This window comes from Synechococcus sp. CB0205 (genome assembly GCF_000179255.1).
Lineage (GTDB): Bacteria > Cyanobacteriota > Cyanobacteriia > PCC-6307 > Cyanobiaceae > Vulcanococcus.
Window position 1 is genome coordinate 112,593 of sequence record NZ_ADXM01000046.1, and the last position, 16,090, is coordinate 128,682.

The 16,090-nt window shown below is 58.6% G+C and carries 19 protein-coding genes and 1 tRNA gene; 9 read left to right on the forward strand and 11 right to left on the reverse strand.

Translation table 11 applies throughout. From position 1 onward, the window contains the following. Positions 1-11: 11 nt before the first annotated feature. The 3 genes from CB0205_RS16050 to CB0205_RS0108390 all read right to left on the reverse strand — a co-directional run bounded on the left by CB0205_RS16050 (position 12) and on the right by CB0205_RS0108390 (position 4,099). Positions 12-1,490, reverse strand: a complete 1,479-nt coding sequence (locus CB0205_RS16050; RefSeq protein WP_071777970.1) for a hypothetical protein — start codon at positions 1,488-1,490, stop codon at positions 12-14. A gap of 643 nt (positions 1,491-2,133) precedes the next feature. After that, positions 2,134-3,480: a hypothetical protein gene (locus tag CB0205_RS16055; protein WP_156797898.1), complete on the reverse strand. Its 1,347-nt coding sequence runs from the start codon at positions 3,478-3,480 to the stop codon at positions 2,134-2,136. 1 nt (position 3,481) lies between these two features. After that, entirely contained in the window at positions 3,482-4,099 is a 618-nt protein-coding gene (locus CB0205_RS0108390; RefSeq protein ID WP_029626240.1) for a hypothetical protein, read from the reverse strand. 150 nt (positions 4,100-4,249) lie between these two features. On the opposite strand from CB0205_RS0108390, the gene CB0205_RS16060 reads away from it, so the two are divergent. Continuing rightward, positions 4,250-4,711 carry a hypothetical protein gene (locus tag CB0205_RS16060; protein ID WP_156797899.1) on the forward strand — a complete coding sequence of 154 codons (462 nt, stop codon included), beginning with the start codon at positions 4,250-4,252 and terminating at the stop codon, positions 4,709-4,711. Next, the gene (locus CB0205_RS16735; RefSeq protein WP_083797925.1) at positions 4,708-5,463 is read left to right on the forward strand and encodes an ARC6/PARC6 family protein; all 756 of its coding nucleotides are present in this window, start codon (positions 4,708-4,710) and stop codon (positions 5,461-5,463) included. The genes CB0205_RS16060 and CB0205_RS16735 overlap by 4 nt, the downstream gene beginning before the upstream one ends. Before the next feature lie 88 nt (positions 5,464-5,551). Here the strand turns inward: CB0205_RS16735 and CB0205_RS0108415 are convergent, their stop codons facing one another. From CB0205_RS0108415 to CB0205_RS0108425, 3 genes are all read right to left on the reverse strand, one after another. Then, complete coding sequence (locus tag CB0205_RS0108415; protein ID WP_010316469.1) at positions 5,552-5,917, reverse strand: AbrB family transcriptional regulator; 366 nt, start codon at positions 5,915-5,917, stop codon at positions 5,552-5,554. 169 nt (positions 5,918-6,086) lie between these two features. Further along, positions 6,087-6,254: a hypothetical protein gene (locus tag CB0205_RS16360; RefSeq protein WP_010316471.1), complete on the reverse strand. Its 168-nt coding sequence runs from the start codon at positions 6,252-6,254 to the stop codon at positions 6,087-6,089. A 44-nt stretch (positions 6,255-6,298) separates the two neighbouring features. Continuing rightward, positions 6,299-7,531, reverse strand: coding sequence for a glycoside hydrolase family protein (locus CB0205_RS0108425; RefSeq protein ID WP_010316473.1), 1,233 nt, complete (start codon positions 7,529-7,531; stop codon positions 6,299-6,301). A 301-nt stretch (positions 7,532-7,832) separates the two neighbouring features. On the opposite strand from CB0205_RS0108425, the gene CB0205_RS15420 reads away from it, so the two are divergent. After that, a complete protein-coding gene (locus tag CB0205_RS15420) occupies positions 7,833-8,711 on the forward strand; it encodes a S1C family serine protease (protein WP_071777972.1) in 879 nt (292 codons plus the stop codon). A 73-nt stretch (positions 8,712-8,784) separates the two neighbouring features. After that, the gene (locus CB0205_RS0108435) at positions 8,785-9,132 is read left to right on the forward strand and encodes a hypothetical protein (RefSeq protein ID WP_010316478.1); all 348 of its coding nucleotides are present in this window, start codon (positions 8,785-8,787) and stop codon (positions 9,130-9,132) included. Between the two features lie 9 nt (positions 9,133-9,141). On the opposite strand, the gene CB0205_RS0108440 is transcribed toward CB0205_RS0108435, so the two are convergent. Together CB0205_RS0108440 and CB0205_RS0108445 are read right to left on the reverse strand one after the other, a co-directional pair. Next, a complete protein-coding gene (locus CB0205_RS0108440; RefSeq protein WP_010316480.1) occupies positions 9,142-9,402 on the reverse strand; it encodes a helix-turn-helix domain-containing protein in 261 nt (86 codons plus the stop codon). Positions 9,403-9,658: 256 nt separating this feature from the next. After that, positions 9,659-9,732: transfer RNA gene (locus CB0205_RS0108445), tRNA-Pro, on the reverse strand. An 84-nt stretch (positions 9,733-9,816) separates the two neighbouring features. Here CB0205_RS0108445 and CB0205_RS14585 point away from each other — a divergent pair. Together CB0205_RS14585 and CB0205_RS0108455 are read left to right on the forward strand one after the other, a co-directional pair. Continuing rightward, a complete protein-coding gene (locus CB0205_RS14585; protein ID WP_156797900.1) occupies positions 9,817-10,488 on the forward strand; it encodes a M23 family metallopeptidase in 672 nt (223 codons plus the stop codon). Beyond that, positions 10,485-11,186, forward strand: coding sequence for an alpha-ketoglutarate-dependent dioxygenase AlkB (locus CB0205_RS0108455; protein WP_010316484.1), 702 nt, complete (start codon positions 10,485-10,487; stop codon positions 11,184-11,186). The genes CB0205_RS14585 and CB0205_RS0108455 overlap by 4 nt, the downstream gene beginning before the upstream one ends. On the opposite strand, the gene CB0205_RS15425 is transcribed toward CB0205_RS0108455, so the two are convergent. Continuing rightward, a complete protein-coding gene (locus CB0205_RS15425; RefSeq protein WP_071777973.1) occupies positions 11,075-11,473 on the reverse strand; it encodes a Rid family detoxifying hydrolase in 399 nt (132 codons plus the stop codon). The genes CB0205_RS0108455 and CB0205_RS15425 overlap by 112 nt on opposite strands. Positions 11,474-11,528: 55 nt before the next feature. On the opposite strand from CB0205_RS15425, the gene CB0205_RS0108460 reads away from it, so the two are divergent. Beyond that, positions 11,529-12,623 carry an ABC transporter ATP-binding protein gene (locus tag CB0205_RS0108460; RefSeq protein WP_043705799.1) on the forward strand — a complete coding sequence of 365 codons (1,095 nt, stop codon included), beginning with the start codon at positions 11,529-11,531 and terminating at the stop codon, positions 12,621-12,623. Between the two features lie 3 nt (positions 12,624-12,626). Here the strand turns inward: CB0205_RS0108460 and gloB are convergent, their stop codons facing one another. Beyond that, complete coding sequence (gene gloB / locus CB0205_RS0108465; protein ID WP_010316489.1) at positions 12,627-13,376, reverse strand: hydroxyacylglutathione hydrolase; 750 nt, start codon at positions 13,374-13,376, stop codon at positions 12,627-12,629. 29 nt (positions 13,377-13,405) lie between these two features. Between gloB and hisG the strand changes: the two genes are divergently transcribed. Beyond that, positions 13,406-14,041, forward strand: a complete 636-nt coding sequence (gene hisG / locus CB0205_RS0108470) for an ATP phosphoribosyltransferase (RefSeq protein ID WP_010316491.1) — start codon at positions 13,406-13,408, stop codon at positions 14,039-14,041. After that, positions 14,041-15,840, forward strand: coding sequence for an ABC transporter ATP-binding protein (locus CB0205_RS0108475; RefSeq protein ID WP_010316493.1), 1,800 nt, complete (start codon positions 14,041-14,043; stop codon positions 15,838-15,840). The genes hisG and CB0205_RS0108475 overlap by 1 nt, the downstream gene beginning before the upstream one ends. Here the strand turns inward: CB0205_RS0108475 and CB0205_RS0108480 are convergent. Continuing rightward, positions 15,837-16,090: alpha/beta fold hydrolase (locus CB0205_RS0108480; RefSeq protein ID WP_029626241.1), on the reverse strand; the 254-nt coding region annotated here is incomplete at its 5' end. The two genes, CB0205_RS0108475 and CB0205_RS0108480, sit on opposite strands and share 4 nt — an antisense overlap.

A 16,090-nucleotide genomic window follows, 5' to 3' on the forward strand; every position in this document is an offset into this window, starting at 1 on the left:
TGTTCTCGGTGTCAGATGATTTCGTACAGATTGTTAATCAGACCAATAACGCCTTCAATGCGATGCTTTCGATCGGCAAGGTTATTCTTAAGTAAGTCGATACTGTCTCGCCACTTCTCCCGCTTCGCCAATGTCTGACCAATGACGAGATTCTCGAGCGATTCAATGTATGGTCTGGATGTATCGGGTTCTAACCCCTGATAATTCTTGAGCATATCATCTCTGATATCGGCAAGTTGTTCGCGCGCTGACCCTGACCAACTTAGCTCTTGTAGCCACTGCAAAAAGTCAACAGACCATTTGTCAAAAGCAGCAATTTTTTTGCTCTGCTCTTCGCTCTCCACATCTGGTCGATTAGTACCCTCCGATAGTGTGAAAAAACGATCAAACCAGGGAGCACCTTTTGTAAAGGACTTCTTTGATTCGAATCTCTGAGCTTCTCTCAGCTCATTGTAAATATTGAAATGCCAGGCGTAACATGTGCGCAAGGCAGACTTAACAGACTTTGCTGTAACCTCACCAGGAATGTCTTCCCAGGTCATTACCGATTCGTCGGATACGGTTAAATATGCTCCATTGCCGTACCCCACACCCGGTTCTGCACTCACTGCAGCTGCTGCTATCAACTCAATACAACTTGATGGATTGTTCTGCCTTGGTCCACCTGTCGCTGGTTGCTCATAGCGTTGCTTCGTTCCATCCCCAACGAGGTAAATGCAGTTGAAGCTTTCTCCAGCCAGTCTTGCCAGATATTGAAGAGCCGCATCCGTATTTAGAGTAAAGTTCTTGGCTTCAGCATAGATATCTTCATCGTCTGGTATGTCGAAATCAAAATATGGAAGCAGCACTGAAGCTGTAATTTCAACTGCATCACGAACTCCGCCTAACTGCCTTGACACAAGAGTACCCAGCGTCGGGAGGCCCGATGAACCGGTTCCGCCAAAGATGCTTCCAAATAAGTGAATTCTCGGCTTGTCTCCGTTAGCGCAATCAGCCTGTATGTCATTAATCAAGTCAGGCCAAGGACCCTGGCTGAAACCTGTTGCCCTAATGCGACTGACGACTGCTGACCCTATGGATGGTCTACCACGGAATCCAACAGATAAATCAGCCTGCTTCTCTTCAGGTGACACAAGGCAATCATAAAGTTCACCAAGGCCTGCATCAACGGCACGCATTCCGGCTTCCCGATAAATATCGCTCAGAGTAAGCCTGTCAGAATAATCACCCAGCGGATTCCAGTAACCATAGTTTCTCAGACTGCCACTGAACAGGCTGACATTCGTATCGCGAAGCACATTTCCCGCTTCTAGGGCAGATTGAACCGTCTCTCTAGCAGCTTGAAGATTGCCATTCGACGCATCTGCGTCCACCAGCAAAATCCCCAACCTCACATCTTTGCCGTACGCACCCGAGGCATGCAGATGAACAGCGGCTCTGACACACTTCGCGCCTGTGCCACCAATTCCAATCACGTATACCTTCTTCATCACCGCTTCTCCGTAATGGTGTTAAGTTCGTAGCTGAATGGCGGGATGAACCTAAGAGTCCTCTGACTTAAGAAGCAACTGGGGAGCCAGAAGAGCAGAAGCCCGTTGATCAGTGTCATCGGAATCAGATATTCATATGGAGGGGCATTCACAAAAGCACCACCCCCAGGAGCAGCTTGATTTGCTAAACCCTGGACAACGGTAAACTGAATAAAGATGACTAGCGAAATCACGTTAGATACAATCGCCATGCCAAAGAGACTAATCCAAAGCCCAATAGTCTGCTTCGCTTCAATGCAGCTCTTGCATCTGCGATTATAGCTATAGTATATCCAGGCAAGCAAGAAGCCTAAGTACAAGATTGTGCTAAGAGCACCTGAAGGCAGGTACACCTGTTGCGCCCATTGCGTAGGTGCTTGAAGCGAAACTGGCAAGATATCAGATATTAGAGTATACGTTATCCCCGTTATCCAAATGACCCCCAGGGCTATAGCTAGCCCGCCTGCAATGTACCTAAGCTTCATGGCGCATCATTCCTTCTTGGTGCAGTTGCCATTTCTAATTTAGCCTCCTGTGGATAGTAAAGTCAAGATGCGGTACTGTCAAGAATGCTGTTGGTGCTTTGGCCATATAGAGAATATGCTTAGGTCTTGATGGCCGCGCACACCCTTGCTGGGCTATAGCGAGTTCCATATTGACTTACTGCATATTGGTCTGTTTCTGTCCGTAGGCTCTTGACCAGTGCAAGCAGCCTTTGTGTTCTAGCTCCATCCATCGTAGTACCGGATGTATTCCAGTCAGCCCATTTTGATTGATCCAGATCCGCAGCATTGGCACTGATGTCAAGCAATGCAATGGATCCATTGATCGCCAATATATCAGTTCTTATATTCATTCCATTCGCAGATACTAATCCATCGACACCAGCAGAACTGCCACCCGTAATATAATCAGGACCACTAAATGAGCCTGGGCCAAAGCCAAGAATTGAATTTGACGAGAACTTCATTTCCAACTTCTGCGCTGCGCATCGCCGATCCTTGAGGACTTGTACCCACCTAGTTGTAGGATCTTGAACTCTTAACTTTCCTGAAAGCCCCTGGCTCAGAGAAAAGACTGGGGCCATACAATTTGGAGGTAGCATTACTGTCTTGCTCTGGTCAACAAAAGATGTCTGCCCGCTGTTCGGATTTGCTGCAAATCTTGAGACCTGAACATCAGCGCCTATCCTCCTGTCTTTAACTAGACGTTCAATAATTTTCTCAGTCTTTTCTGTTGGTCCTAGAACAACAACGTAGAACGGTCTAGATCCATTATAAACAAATGACCTAAAGTTGCCCTGTACTGCTGGGAATACGCCTCCAGAGAACTGACTACGAATGCCGATGATCGCAAGTTGAGTCGCCTTAGTTTCCACTCTTGCCCAAGGTAGCCAACTCTTGGGCGCAGTACCGGTCTGAAGTTTCGGCTTTATTGCTGAGAGGAACTGCTTAATGGAAGCATTGTCGGGCTCCAGGTCACTAATTAGTATATCAACACTATCAGGATCTTTACTCGCGAACTGTTCAATAGAGCTGCTCACCCTAGGCCATTTACCCTTTTGCTGATCAAAGAAATCTGGTTTCCTTGCTGCAAGAATCGATGATGCAGCAACACTACTTAGTTTGGAACCGGCCCCAGCCTCACGGCCAATGCGTGTTACACGTGTTGTACTTGATTTAAATCCTAGCGCCGAACTAACGCCGACAGCTGTATCCAGTTCCTCGAGCACTTTATGGAAGTGCGATTCACCGATAGAAGCAAATCCTTTCATAGATCCACTGCCATCGATTGATACGTTGATCGTTCCCCTCTTAAGAGCAACGCTACTATCTTTGTTTTTGTCAAATCCATAACACTCGATTTGACTCTGACATCCCGTCAGCACGGCAATGCCCACAACAGTCAGTGTTTTTCTGATCAACATTCCAGATGATTCTTTAGTATTCATTCTAGCTCTCCGTCGTTAGTGAGCCTTTACCCAGTAATTCCCAGCGAGCTCCCTTCTGCAGAGCTTGAAGCTTGACCGGTTCATCGACGAATGCTGTTGACCACTTTGCTTCATCTCCTGACTTTCCAATCTTGATTTCAAAGACTTCTCTCAGCAAGGGCATACGCGAGAATCGCTCGTATGACATCTGCTCAAAGTAAGCCCACTCGGATCCATTTACAAGCTTAATGACACGTAAATAGCCAGTTGAACTTCGTCTTAATCTCAATGTCTCGACTTCGAGTTCATGTTTCTCCAGTTCAGCAAGCACAGAGAATGGTCTGAGCCATCTCGGATGTTGCGTGATGAGTGTTCCTAACTCCTCTTGGTCAATATCTAAATCAGGGGTTCGACTCGATGTTTCTCCGCTTTCACTATTGCCTACACTAAAGACTCTGACTCCATCGATTGTATTCGGTCTCGCCTCTTCAAGCCGATCTAGCCGATTCAGTATCTCGTCAACCGTCTCCTGCGTCGCCAACATCTTTTCTCTAACATAGACAAGGGCGTCTGCGACCTCTTTTATATTGCGTATGTTTGTCCTGATAATTTCTTTTAGCTTTGATAGGTCTTCGGCCATTGATCACGTACCTGCCTCCACATAGTCCCTCATTGCCGATATGATTCTCCGAATCTATATAAAAATATACATATCTGCTTTCCGTTGCTATACTGCGTGCAGGTGTTATCGGCCTCTATGCGTTGCTTGCATATTACGAGTGCCCTGGCCTTGGTCGCCCTCATCAGCGCTTGTGACCGGCGTGTCTACGACTCCCTGCCAAGATCCGTGACCGTTATACCTCCCTGGTTTTCTTCCTACCCTTCTTTCGATAACAGCTTCGGATTCAAGAATCTCGGCACGGCCTACAGCCCAAGTGTTCTTTATCTAAGTGACAATCTTGCTGACGGTGGTGATGTCATCGCTGTAGCGCTTAATGGACAAGTTGTTCTTAATGACACGAGGATACATACTCCTGACAATGCCCCTCCACATCCTTTATCACTGACCCTCAAGGAGGGACCAAACCGTATTGATATTGCTTGTCGCCTGGATCCTGATGGTGAGGGATGCACTCTTCAGGCTGAGATCTCCAACACAACCGTCGGACAGGGACTGACCACCATCAACCAGGACTATATCCCTGAAGGCCAATTCGCGAGCTTTGTGGTTGAGTACAAGCCAGCCAAATGACTTACCTTTCCCTTCAGTATGTCATCTCCCGTAGAACGTCTCTCTCTACTGTGTCTGCAAATTCTGGATCTACAAACCCAATTATTCCTGTCCTAGCGGCATTTATTTTCTTCCTTTTATTTGTTGCTGGTTCGCTATGGTTTATTTCAAGGTCTCGCCCCCCAGCGTCTGCACCGACGGTTGCCTCTAACGGCAGTTTTCCTACCGCGCCCGGTAGTAATAGTCCTCAAGGGGCTCAACTCCCCAACAGCGCCCTCGCACCAGGATTTCCGTCTCAAGGTCCAAGCAAGGCCAGTGGTTCTGCTACCCCGTCTCCCTTTGGGTCTCCATCAACAGCTCCCACGCCAACTGTTCAACTAGATGCAACTTCCGCTCGACAGCTAGTCGAAGCATGGTTGTTGTACAAAAAGACTATCTTTTCTTCACCCTATGATCTATCCAGGCTCGGCCAGTTCATAGTTGATCCAGGACCGCTGTACTCCGATATAACTAGGCCCGGTGGTTCCGTCGACTGGCTAAGGTCAAATAATGCATCATATATCTACAAAGATCTTAGCATTCTAAACGTTTCTGATTTCAGGCAATTTCCTGACCGGGCCCATCTCACTGTGAAGGTTCTTGAAGACCTTGAGTTGCGCACACCGCAGGGAATCGACAAATCAAAATCGGGCCGCAAGACTCAGGCTTGGATCTATGAGCTCAAGCTCCATAACGGTCAGTGGCTCGTCTATGACTACCGTAAAGATATCTAGTACTTATGCCGGAATCAGTGCAGCTCGATTCCTGAATTCTCACGTATAACCAGGTCTTTGCGTTCTCACCTTACAGATTGGTCCGATTTCACTCCTCCTCGTCTTCGCCACCCACGGGGATCAGTCGGACCTGCTTACGGCCCAGCTTGATCTCAAATTCATCACCAGGCTTGAGGTCGAGCATGGCGGTGTAGGCCTTGCCCACCAGCAGGTTGCCGTTGCCCTGCACAGTGGCGGTGTAGCTGAGCTTGCGGCCGCCCTTGCCCCGGCCCACGCCGTCGTTGCCGAGGCTCAGGCCCTTGGCCTCCAGCAGGGCCTCATAGAAGGCGGTGAAGTTCAGGCGCTCGCCGCCATCTTTCTTGGTGCTCACGTAGCCGCAGCTGCGCACCAGATCCGATTTAGAGACATCGCCCAGCTCCTTGACTTTGGCGAGCAGGTCAGAACCGGTGAGCATGATGTGCAAGGAGGTTGATACTCGGAGATTATCGAAGCAAGCAATGCTTCTCCAGGTTCTACCCAGCTTTTGATGCCACTAAAAAAGGAGGCCTCCTCAGGCCTCCTGGTCAAGCCGTTGTCATCCTCTGTCCGGTCTGGTTGTAGCATCCCTGGTTGGGGTGCTGCCATCAAAGGCTCAGCAGTTGGCGCTCCAGCCTGACTACCTGATAACGGTTGGCTTCTGTGGGCAGAGCGCTGTACATCGCCCAGCACTGGCGCAGCTGGGCTTCCAATCCCAGGCGCACATGGTGATCGCTAGGGAGGGGATTGGTGGCCATGTTGGGAGTGAAGGTCATCGCTGAAGGGCGCAACTGCTTGAAGTGTTCCCCTCTTGGGTGCATCAGGTCCCCTGGTCGATCTGAATCCACCAGCCGGTTCCGGTTCCTTCCACCATCCAGCGGCGACCCCAGTTGCGCTCGGAATAGCGCTGGGCATGGCCACTGCCGATGGTGGTGCTCACGTAGCCGCCGTTCACGAGATCGACCTCGCCGTTGGGGTCGTGCATGAGGAACTGGCGCTTGGCGGGATCCCAGCCGATCACCAGGCTCCAGTGGCCGCCGCCTGTCGGTGCAGAGACAGGGCCTTTGTGGAGCCAGCCCACCGGGCAGGGCATACCTCGCTGCAACTGCTCGATCAGGTGATCGATGCAGCCATCCGTGCGGAACCGCGCCTGTAGGCCCAAGCTCAGGAGTGTCGCCACCTGGGCGCTGGCGTCGGTGGTGTCGCCGTGGCGTTGCACCTTGGCCAGGTATTGATCGTCCAACTGGCCGGGGCCGTTCATGGCGCCGGGTTTCAGGTAGGCAACTGCCATGGCGCAGCAGGAGGAGAAGCACATCCGGCTGCCCTGGCTGGTGGCGCTGTCGTTCTGGCTCAGGTAGGGAACGGGGAGCTGAATGAGGCCTGGCGCCTCCTGGTTGGAGGGCTCGACTGATGGTGACGCAGTAGCCCGGAACAGCTCCGCGAAGGCATCCCGTTGCTCCTCGGTGAGCGAGCGCTCTAACTGCAACCACGCCTCCTGCTGATGGGCCAACCCCTTGTGGTGACGAACCGCGTCCTGAAGCTGGATGGGCTTGTCGCTTCGGACCTGAGCAGCTGTCTTCGTTTGGTGCTGTGGAGATGTGGCCTCAGGCATCCGTAAATGCGAAACCTCAGCAGCCCTGCGGCGCTTGAGCCCTTCCACTGGGCCATAGGGTCCCTTGTCCCAGCGGGGGAGCTCCTCGGCGATCACCACCGCCGCTGATTCACCAGCCATCAGACGCTTGCGCAGGGTGGACCGCTCCAATGCTCCAACCCCCACGTTGAAGCAGAAGCTGATCAGGGCGTCGCGCTGACGGGCCGTCAGGCCAACGCCGGAGAGGAGCCGGACGACAGCTCCGGCAGCGTCGGTCGCGTCTTGCTTGAGCCAGGCCTCTGCCTGTTCCTGGCTGATCGTGAGCCCCGGGACCACCTCCGCGCCGGTGTGGCCGTAGCCGATGGTCCAGGGCGCACCGCCACTGGCGGGGTCGGGATAGGCGCTCAAGCGGCAGCCCTCCCAGGTTTTGAGCAGGGTCCAGCCCTCAGGGGTGAGTGGCAAATGACTAACGGAATAGGCTGATTAGGGTTCCGATCCAGACATCCGTTCAGGGGCTCCCATCCCTGGACTCTGATTCAGGCCCACCATTTTGCTATTTGGCTAGATTTTTACGTTGACTCAGAATATTAAAGCCACTCTGATCGCCTGTATCCCCCTAGCGCTCTTAGCTGGTTGTCGATCGCGGTTACCCAATGCTTCTCAACCATCCGATCCACCCTCTGCATGCTCCAGCATTGCGCTCGCTCCTGAAGCACTATTTGAAGGCGCAAAGCCTGGTGTTGCCGTTGTCCGATCCGGATCGATGGAGGGGAGTGCATTTGTCGTTAGACACGCAGCATCGTCAACTTTTCTTGTAACCAACTCTCATGTGGTGGGCCAGTCTAAAACTATCAATATCAAATGGTCTGATGGAAGCCAGGACTCGGGTAGGGTGGTTGCGAATGCCGGCGGCGATACTCCATTAACTGATCTAGCACTGGTTGAAGTCCAAGGCGTCAAGGGTCGTGTCCTCGTGCTTAAAGGGCAGCCTCCCAGTGTTGGTGCTGACGTTGTCGCCATCGGATCTCCTCAGGGACTTGAATACAGCCTTACCCGCGGCGTTGTGAGCAGTCTGCGGGACAACGGCAAGCTATTGCAAATCGATGCCCCCATTAATCCCGGTAACTCCGGTGGTCCCGTTTTGGATAAAAGTGGCTGCGTCGTTGGGGTTGCTACTTTCAAGCTTGATGATAGTGAAGGTCTTAACTTTGCTGTTTCCTCGTCTCTGATTGAATCGTTCTTACGTAATTCACCACGCTTTCAGTCGACAACGGGGCAGCTAGTTTCTCCTCCCCCAGCCACTCCCGGTTCTCCTTTTTCCGCGGTTCCATCATCGCCGCGAATCGGCCCCGCGCCTGGTTCTCCTCAGAATGCTAATTGCTGGTTCCAGACAAGTGTTGGATCCCAGCAACTCTCTGGATCGAGCTGCCGAATCAGCTCTCAGGGAGCATCGCAGGGGCGCATCTCTTTTGAGCTGATTGATGCTGGAGGTGTAAAGCGAGTTCTTTATCTACGTTCAAACCAGACTGCTGAGGTCTATATGGGTGGGCAGCGTTTCGACGGCACCTGGCTGGAAGACTCCGATGGTGACATCCGTATTCACATTGAGCCAGGAGTATTTGCTTTCACACCGCCCAGTTGACTCCTGGTAGGCCAAGTTCCCTTCATTGCTGCACCAGCCCCGGAACTCTATGGAGCCCTTCGCTGCATGCTCTATGGATTCCCGCCGGCTGGTGGTCTGGATCTCCACCGGGATCCTGGGGTTCCAGGGCGCCACGCTGGCGTTCGACCTGCTCAACTGCACCGCCCTGAGCTGGCTGTATGTGCGGATGCATGGGTTGCCGGCCCTGGAACGGCGTGTGGACGAGCCAGGCAGTTCCGGTGTTGTGGATCTCGATGCACCGCAGCAACCCTCCGGCGCTTCAACTCCCGAGCACCCCGTGGCGTTGTTCTGTGCCCGGCCCCAAGGCCGCATTGATGACGCGGTGAATCAGGGGCTCAGCATCCTGGCTGGCCTGGCACTGGGCAGCTCCGTTGGCGGGAGGGGGCAGGGCCAGCCCTGAGGACAGTCCTCAGCGGCGCTTGAGGTTCTCGCGTGAGCACTGGGGTGCACGCTCGAGCTGCTGCCAGGGACGTGCGCAGGCGTGGTTCATCGCCTCCTCGCAGCGCTCCAGGTGATACAGCAGCGGGCTGTTGGGCGAGGGGAACTTCCGGCGGAAGTGCTCACCCGGCTTGAGCAGGCCGGCGGAGCGCCAGCGATGCAGCGTCCGCTCGCTCACGCCCAGGCAATCGGCGGCCTGGCGCTGCACGGACCATTGGGGGGTATAGGTCATCGGTGTGGATGCGAAGGACAGGGTCTCCTGGGATCGGAGATCTGCGATCGATCCATCAGCGGATCCGGCGAAAGGGGATGGATGCGTTCAGGGATGACGCAGCTCGGTATCGCCGCCGTTGAGGCTTGCTCGCACTGGAGGCTACTGGGGACGGCCCTGACAACCCCGGACGCTCCCAGTCACTGCCAGCCAGAGCGGGACGAATTTTTGAGCGGGATTTGAGCGGAAGGTTTCGGCTCAATCCCTGAAAAGTCAGTCGGGGCGACAGGATTCGAACCTGCGACCTAGTGCTCCCAAAGCACCCGCGCTACCAAGCTGCGCCACGCCCCGTGTGTCTGGAGCTTACCGGTCGATCCGCTTGGCTGGCCGTGGCGCTGGGCCCCGGTACAACGGGCCCGAAGTCCTCGCCCCACCATGGGATTCGGCCCCGTTCGCGCTGTTGCTGTCCTCGCCGGGCTGACGGGCTGTCTGTTGCCTTTCCCGGCTCTGGCCCTCCCTGAGAGGCCATTGCAAATCCCTGGCGATACTCCGGTCGCTGACCTGACGCCCGGGATGGGAATCAGCGAGGCCATGCCCGATTCCCTGGCCTGGCCACTGCGTCCTGGTCAGCCGATCCGTGTGGTCTATCCCTTGGCGGTCAAAGCCACGGAGGTGGACCCCTACGGCTGGCGCTATTCGAGTTCCCGCGGGGCCTGGCGCATGCACGCCGGTCAGGACCTGGTGGCTCCCGCGGGCACGCCTGTTCTGGCCATGCTTCCGGGACGTGTGGTTCTGGTGGAGCCCATCGACGGCTACGGCCTCACGGTGGTCCTGGACCATGGCCGCGGTTGGCAGAGCCTCTATGCCCATCTGCAGAGCGCCAACGTCCGCAAAGGTGACTTCCTGACGGCCGCCTCCACCCTGGGCCTGGTCGGCCAGAGCGGCCGTGCCAGTGGCCCCCATCTCCATGTCGAGTTGCGCCAGCGCCAGGGTGAGCAGATGCTGGCCCTCGATCCCACCCCGGTTCTTGATCAGGCCACACGCCTGACGCTTCTGGCCCCGCCCCCCGTTGCTGAAGCTCGGGTGATTGAACCAGCCCAGCCTTGATTGCGATTGAGCGGCCTGGCCTGAAGCTGCGCCACGGTTCCGCCTGGCTACAGGGCCATGGAATCGTCACGGAATCCCTGCGTCAGCGCCTGGCTCAGGAGGTTCCCTGGGAGCAGCCCCTGGTGCGCGTCTTTGGCCGCCAGCACCCCACGCCTCGTCTGACCTGCTGGATGGCTGACCCCGGCTGCAGCTATCGCTACAGCGGCCAGGTGCAGCCCATCACCCCCTGGAGTCCCTCCATTGCGCCCCTTCGCGATCTTTTGGAGCAGGAGTTGGGGGTTCGCTTCAACAGCCTGCTGCTGAACCGCTACCGCACTGGAGACGACCGCATGGGCTGGCATGCCGATGACGAACCGGAACTCGACAACCAGGCCACCATCGCCTCCTTGAGCATCGGCGTTCCGCGCGATCTGCGTTTTCGCCCGAGACGTTCTTCTCTTGCGTCAGCTGAGGCGCCCTTCTCGCTTTGCCTGGATGACGGCGATCTGTTGGTGATGGATCCGCCCACCCAGGCCCACTGGCAGCACGCCCTACCGGCCCGTGCCCGGGTCAGGACCGAGCGGATCAATCTCACCTTTCGGCTGATTCAGCCCAGCACCGCGATGCAGTCGATCTCCACCCGGGCGGCCTTCGGCAGTGCGGCCACCTCCACGCAGGCGCGAGCCGGGGAAACCCCCTCTCCGAATACCTCGGCGTAGAGCGCGTTCACCTTGGCGAAATCCCCCAGATCGGCCAGGAAGACCGTGGTGCGCACCACCTGCTGCGGCGTGCAGCCGGCTTCCTTGAGCACGGCCTGAAGGTTGCTGAGCACCTGGCGGGTCTCAGCCTCCACATCTCCATTGCCGACCATCGCGCCGGTGGCTGGATCCAGGGCGATTTGGCCGGAGCAATAGAGCACCCCACCCGCCTTGACGGCCTGGTTGTAGGGGCCGACCGGTGCGGGTGCCGCGGCGGTTGTCACCGCCTCAATCGCTGGAAGGGTCATTGCACGAGAGGATGTGGCGCTGAGCCTATGGCGAACCTGCTGAATGCGCCCTGAGATGCCCAGCCCTGATCTCCCCCAGGAGCCGCAGGTGGAGCTCAGTGGCCTGTGGCATCGCTACAGCGGCCCCGCCTCCAGTGGTGACTGGACCCTTCGCGACATTGATTTCCAGCTCCAGCCCGGTGAGTTGGTCGGACTGCTGGGCCCCTCAGGCTGCGGCAAAACCACCCTGCTGCGCCTGATCGCTGGTTTTGAGAAGCCCGACCGCGGATCGGTGTCCATCGGCGGACGCCCTGTGGCCGGGCAGGGACGTTGGTTACCCCCGGAGCGCCGCGGCGTGGGCATGGTCTTTCAGGACTACGCCCTCTTCCCCCACCTCGATGCCTGGCGTAACGCCTGCTTTGGCCTCAGGCCAGGTCAGGACACCAGTCGCGCCTCCTGGCTGTTGGAACTGCTGGGCCTCAAGGGTCTCGAGCGCCGTTATCCCCATGAGCTCTCCGGCGGTCAGCGGCAGCGCCTGGCCCTGGCCCGCGCCCTGGCTCCGGGCTGTTCCCTGGTGCTCCTCGATGAGCCCTTCTCCAACCTGGATGTGGAGGTGCGGCTGCGCCTGCGGGCGGAGCTTCCCGGTGTCCTGGCCCGTTGCGGCGCCAGCGGGGTGATCGTGACCCACGACCCGGAGGAGGCCATGGCGATCTGTGATCGGGTGGCGGTCCTGGAGTCCGGGCATCTGCACCAATGCGCCAGCCCCCACGACCTGGTGACGGCCCCGGCGACCTCCTTTGTCGGTCGTTTTGTGCTGCAGGGCAACCTGCTGCCGGCCCAGCTCCAGGACGGTCTTTGCCTTACGCCCCTCGGGGTGCTCGAACCAACGGAGGCCGGGGCTGCTGCGTCCTCCTCCTCGGACTTGGAGGTGCTGGTCAGTCAGCAGGCCATCGCCTTGGTTCCGGACGATGACGCCGAGGCCTGGGTCGTGGGTCGGGAATTCCTCGGCCGTGAGTGGCTCTATCAGGTACAGCTCGATGACCGACGCCTGCGCCTGCGTCTGCCCTTGGAGCTGGACTACTCCCGCGGCCAGCGCTGTCAGTTGCACCTGCGCGCAGGCGAGCAGGGCCGGCTCTACCCCAGTGGTGCCGCCCTCATCGCCCGCGGCTGAGCCCTAGCCCCGCCAGAGGTCCTTGTGGCCGCGCAGCTGGCGCAGCGCCGCCGCGTCTTGGGCCCGGACGAACAGGTTCGTCTCCTGCTCCAGTCCAATGCGGCTGGGAATCGTTGGATGTCCCTCACGGCGCAGCTGCTGGACCTCCGCCAGTCGCGTGCGAATCGCGGCATTGCCCGGTTCCTGCTCCGCCGCCCAGCGCAGGTTGCCTTCGGTGTACTCATGGGCGCACCAGACCCGGGTCTCGGGCCCCAGGGCCGCCAGGCTGCCCAGGGAGCTGAGCATCTGCTCGGGGGTGCCTTCAAACAGGCGACCGCAGCCGCCGGCAAACAAGGTGTCGCCGCAGAACAGCTCAGCGGCTCCTCCCGCCTCTGGCTCCACGACATAGGCAATGTGGTGACGCGTGTGGCCGGGCACCTCCAGCACCCTCAGCTCTCGGCCCAACAGCCTCAGCTGATCGCCCCCCTGGACCCCTTGGGTTTGCAGCGGGATCCGCTCACGATCCGCGGCACTGGCGATCACCGCCGCCTCGGGCCAGCGCTGCAACAGCCCGGGTGTTCCGCCGATGTGGTCGCTGTGGTGGTGGGTGTGCAGGATCGCCTCCAGCTCCAGGCCCTTCTCCTCCAGCCAGGCGATCACGGGCTCGGCCACCGCCGGATCCACCACCACCGCACCCGGACCTTCGCCGTGGAGAACGAACACGTAGTTGTCGCTCAGCACAGGGATCAGCGAAACCGTCGTGGCGGCATGCATCGTTAAAGTCCCGGTTCAGGCTGCCAACCATGATCACCGTCGCGCTGGCCAAGGGAGCCCTGCTGAAGGACTCGGTCCGCCGCTTCGCGGCCGCCGGCCTGGATTTCGCAGCGGTGCTGGAGCCGGGCAACCGCCAGCTGATGGTGCCCAGCGTCTGTGGTCGCGCCCGGGCGCTGCTGGTGCGCAATGCCGATGTGCCGGTCTATGTGGCCTACGGCCAGGCCCAGCTGGGGGTGGTGGGCTACGACGTCTTGAAGGAACACCAGCTGCCCGTGGCTCAGTTGGTGGATCTGGGCTTTGGCGGCTGCCGGATGAGTGTGGCCGTGAAGGCCTCCAGTCCCTACCGCCGAGCCAGTGACCTGCCGGCCCACTGCCGTATCGCCAGCAAGTTCACCCGCTGCGCTGAGGAGTACTTCGAGGCCCTGGATCTGCCTGTGGAGTTGATCCATCTGGCCGGCTCGGTGGAGCTCGGTCCGATCACCGGCATGAGCGAAGCCATCGTCGATCTGGTGGCCACAGGCCGCACCCTCGAAGAAAACGGCCTGATCGCCATCGAAGATCTGTTCCACTCAACCGCCCGCCTGGTGGGCCATCCGCTGTCGCTGCGGCTCGATTCCGGCGAGATCCAATCGATCGTCGATCAAATCGCCAGCGCAGGCGCTTGATGGCCAAGCGCGATCGTCAACGGCTGCTGCGTCTTCTGCCCTACCTCGGGCGCGATCGCAAACGGCTGCTGCTCACCCTGGTGCTGCTGATCCCGGTCGCGGGTGCCGCGGCGGTTCAACCCCTGCTGGTCGGACAGGCGATTTCGGCCCTGCGTCAGGAGCCGGTGCTGCCCTGGCTGCAGGCCATGCCCCTCTCGGGCCAGTTGCGGACGCTGGTGTCGCTCTTGCTGGTGGCGGTCCTGATCCGCCTGGGCCTGCAGGGGGTTCAGAGCTTCAACGTGCAGGCCGTTGGCCAACGTCTGACTGCGCGGATCCGCAACGACCTGTTTGCCCATTCCCTCGACCTCTCGCTGCGCTTCCACGACCGCACGCCCGTTGGAAAATTGCTGACGCGCCTGACCAGTGACGTCGATGCCCTGGCCGAGGTCTTTGGCAGTGGCGCCGTGGGGCTGCTGGCGGACCTGGTCACCCTCTTGGTGATCGCCGGAACGATGGTGGCGATTGAACCGCGCCTCGGGGTGTTGCTGCTGTCGGTGCAGGTGCCGGTCACCTTGACCATGCTCTGGTTGCAGAGGCGCTACCGCAAGGCCAACTACCGGGTTCGCGAGGAGCTCTCCCAGATGAACGCGGATTTGCAGGAGAACCTTCAGGGTCTGGAGGTCGTGCAGATGTTCCGCCGGGAGTCCCACAACTCCGCCCGCTTTGCCCGCACCGCTGATGCCTACCGCAATGCGGTCAACGGCACGATCTTTTACGACTCCTCGATCTCGGCCTTGATCGAGTGGGTGTCCCTGGGGGCGATTTCCCTGGTGCTGGCCCTGGGGGGCTGGATGGTCACCGCTGGGGCGATGGGCCTGGGAACCCTGACGACCTTCATTCTCTATTCCCAGCGCCTGTTTGATCCCCTGCGCCAGTTGGCGGAGCGCTTCACTCAGATCCAAGGCGGCCTGACCGCTGTCGAGCGCATCGGTGAGCTGCTGGAGGAGCCCATTGAGATTCAGGAGCTGCCCCTGAATCAGCGCTCTTCGGCCGCCATTCGCAGTGGCAGCGACTTCAGCAGCGCCGGTGAGGTGATTTTTGAAAACGTCTCCTTCGCCTACCGCCCGGACGATCCGATCCTGACGGACCTCTCCTTCCGGATTGCCCCTGGGGAGCATGTGGCCTTGGTCGGTCCGACCGGCTCGGGCAAGACCACCATCATCCGCCTGCTCTGCCGCCTCTATGAACCCCAGCAGGGCCGGATCCTGCTGGATGGCGTGGACATCCGCGAGTTGCCGATCCCCACCCTGCGCCAGCGCCTCGGGGTGGTGCTGCAGGACACCTTCCTGTTCAGCGGCAACGTGGCCGACAACCTGCGCCTCGATGGCGCCATCAGCGATGTCGAGCTCGAGCGCCTCTGCTCGGAGCTGGGTCTTGAGCCCCTGCTCGATCGACTGCCTTCCGGGTTGGCCACAGAGCTGCGCGAGCGCGGCAGCAACCTCTCCTCCGGTGAGCGCCAGTTGCTCTCGGTGGCGCGGGTGGCGATCCGCAATCCCTCGGTCTTGGTGATGGACGAGGCCACGGCCTTCCTGGACCCGTCCACCGAGGCCACCCTGCAGCGGGATCTCGATCGGGTTCTGCGCCAACGGACGGCCATCGTCATTGCCCACCGCCTGGCCACGGTGGAGGCAGCCCACCGCATCCTGGTGCTCAAGCGCGGTCGCCTGATCGAAGAGGGAACTCACACGGCCCTGCGGGCAGCCGGTGGTCTCTATGCCCAGTTGGCCGACCTGCAGGAACGCGGTCTGGCCAGGCTCTAGGACAAGGTTCGATCCAGCCAGTCCTCGATGACACGGGCGAGGGCGTCTGGGGCGCTGCGCATCGGCAGATGCCCTTCCCCTTCGAGCTCCTGCACCTCGGCATTGGGGGCATAGCCCGAGAGATGGCGGACGTAGCGCGGCTCCATCACCGTGTCCTTGCTGCCCACCACCCAGAGGCTGGGGACCTGCAGTTGGCTCGTCAGCGCCGGCAGCTGGCGCACGGCCCCGCGCTGCATGCTGCAGGCCAGCA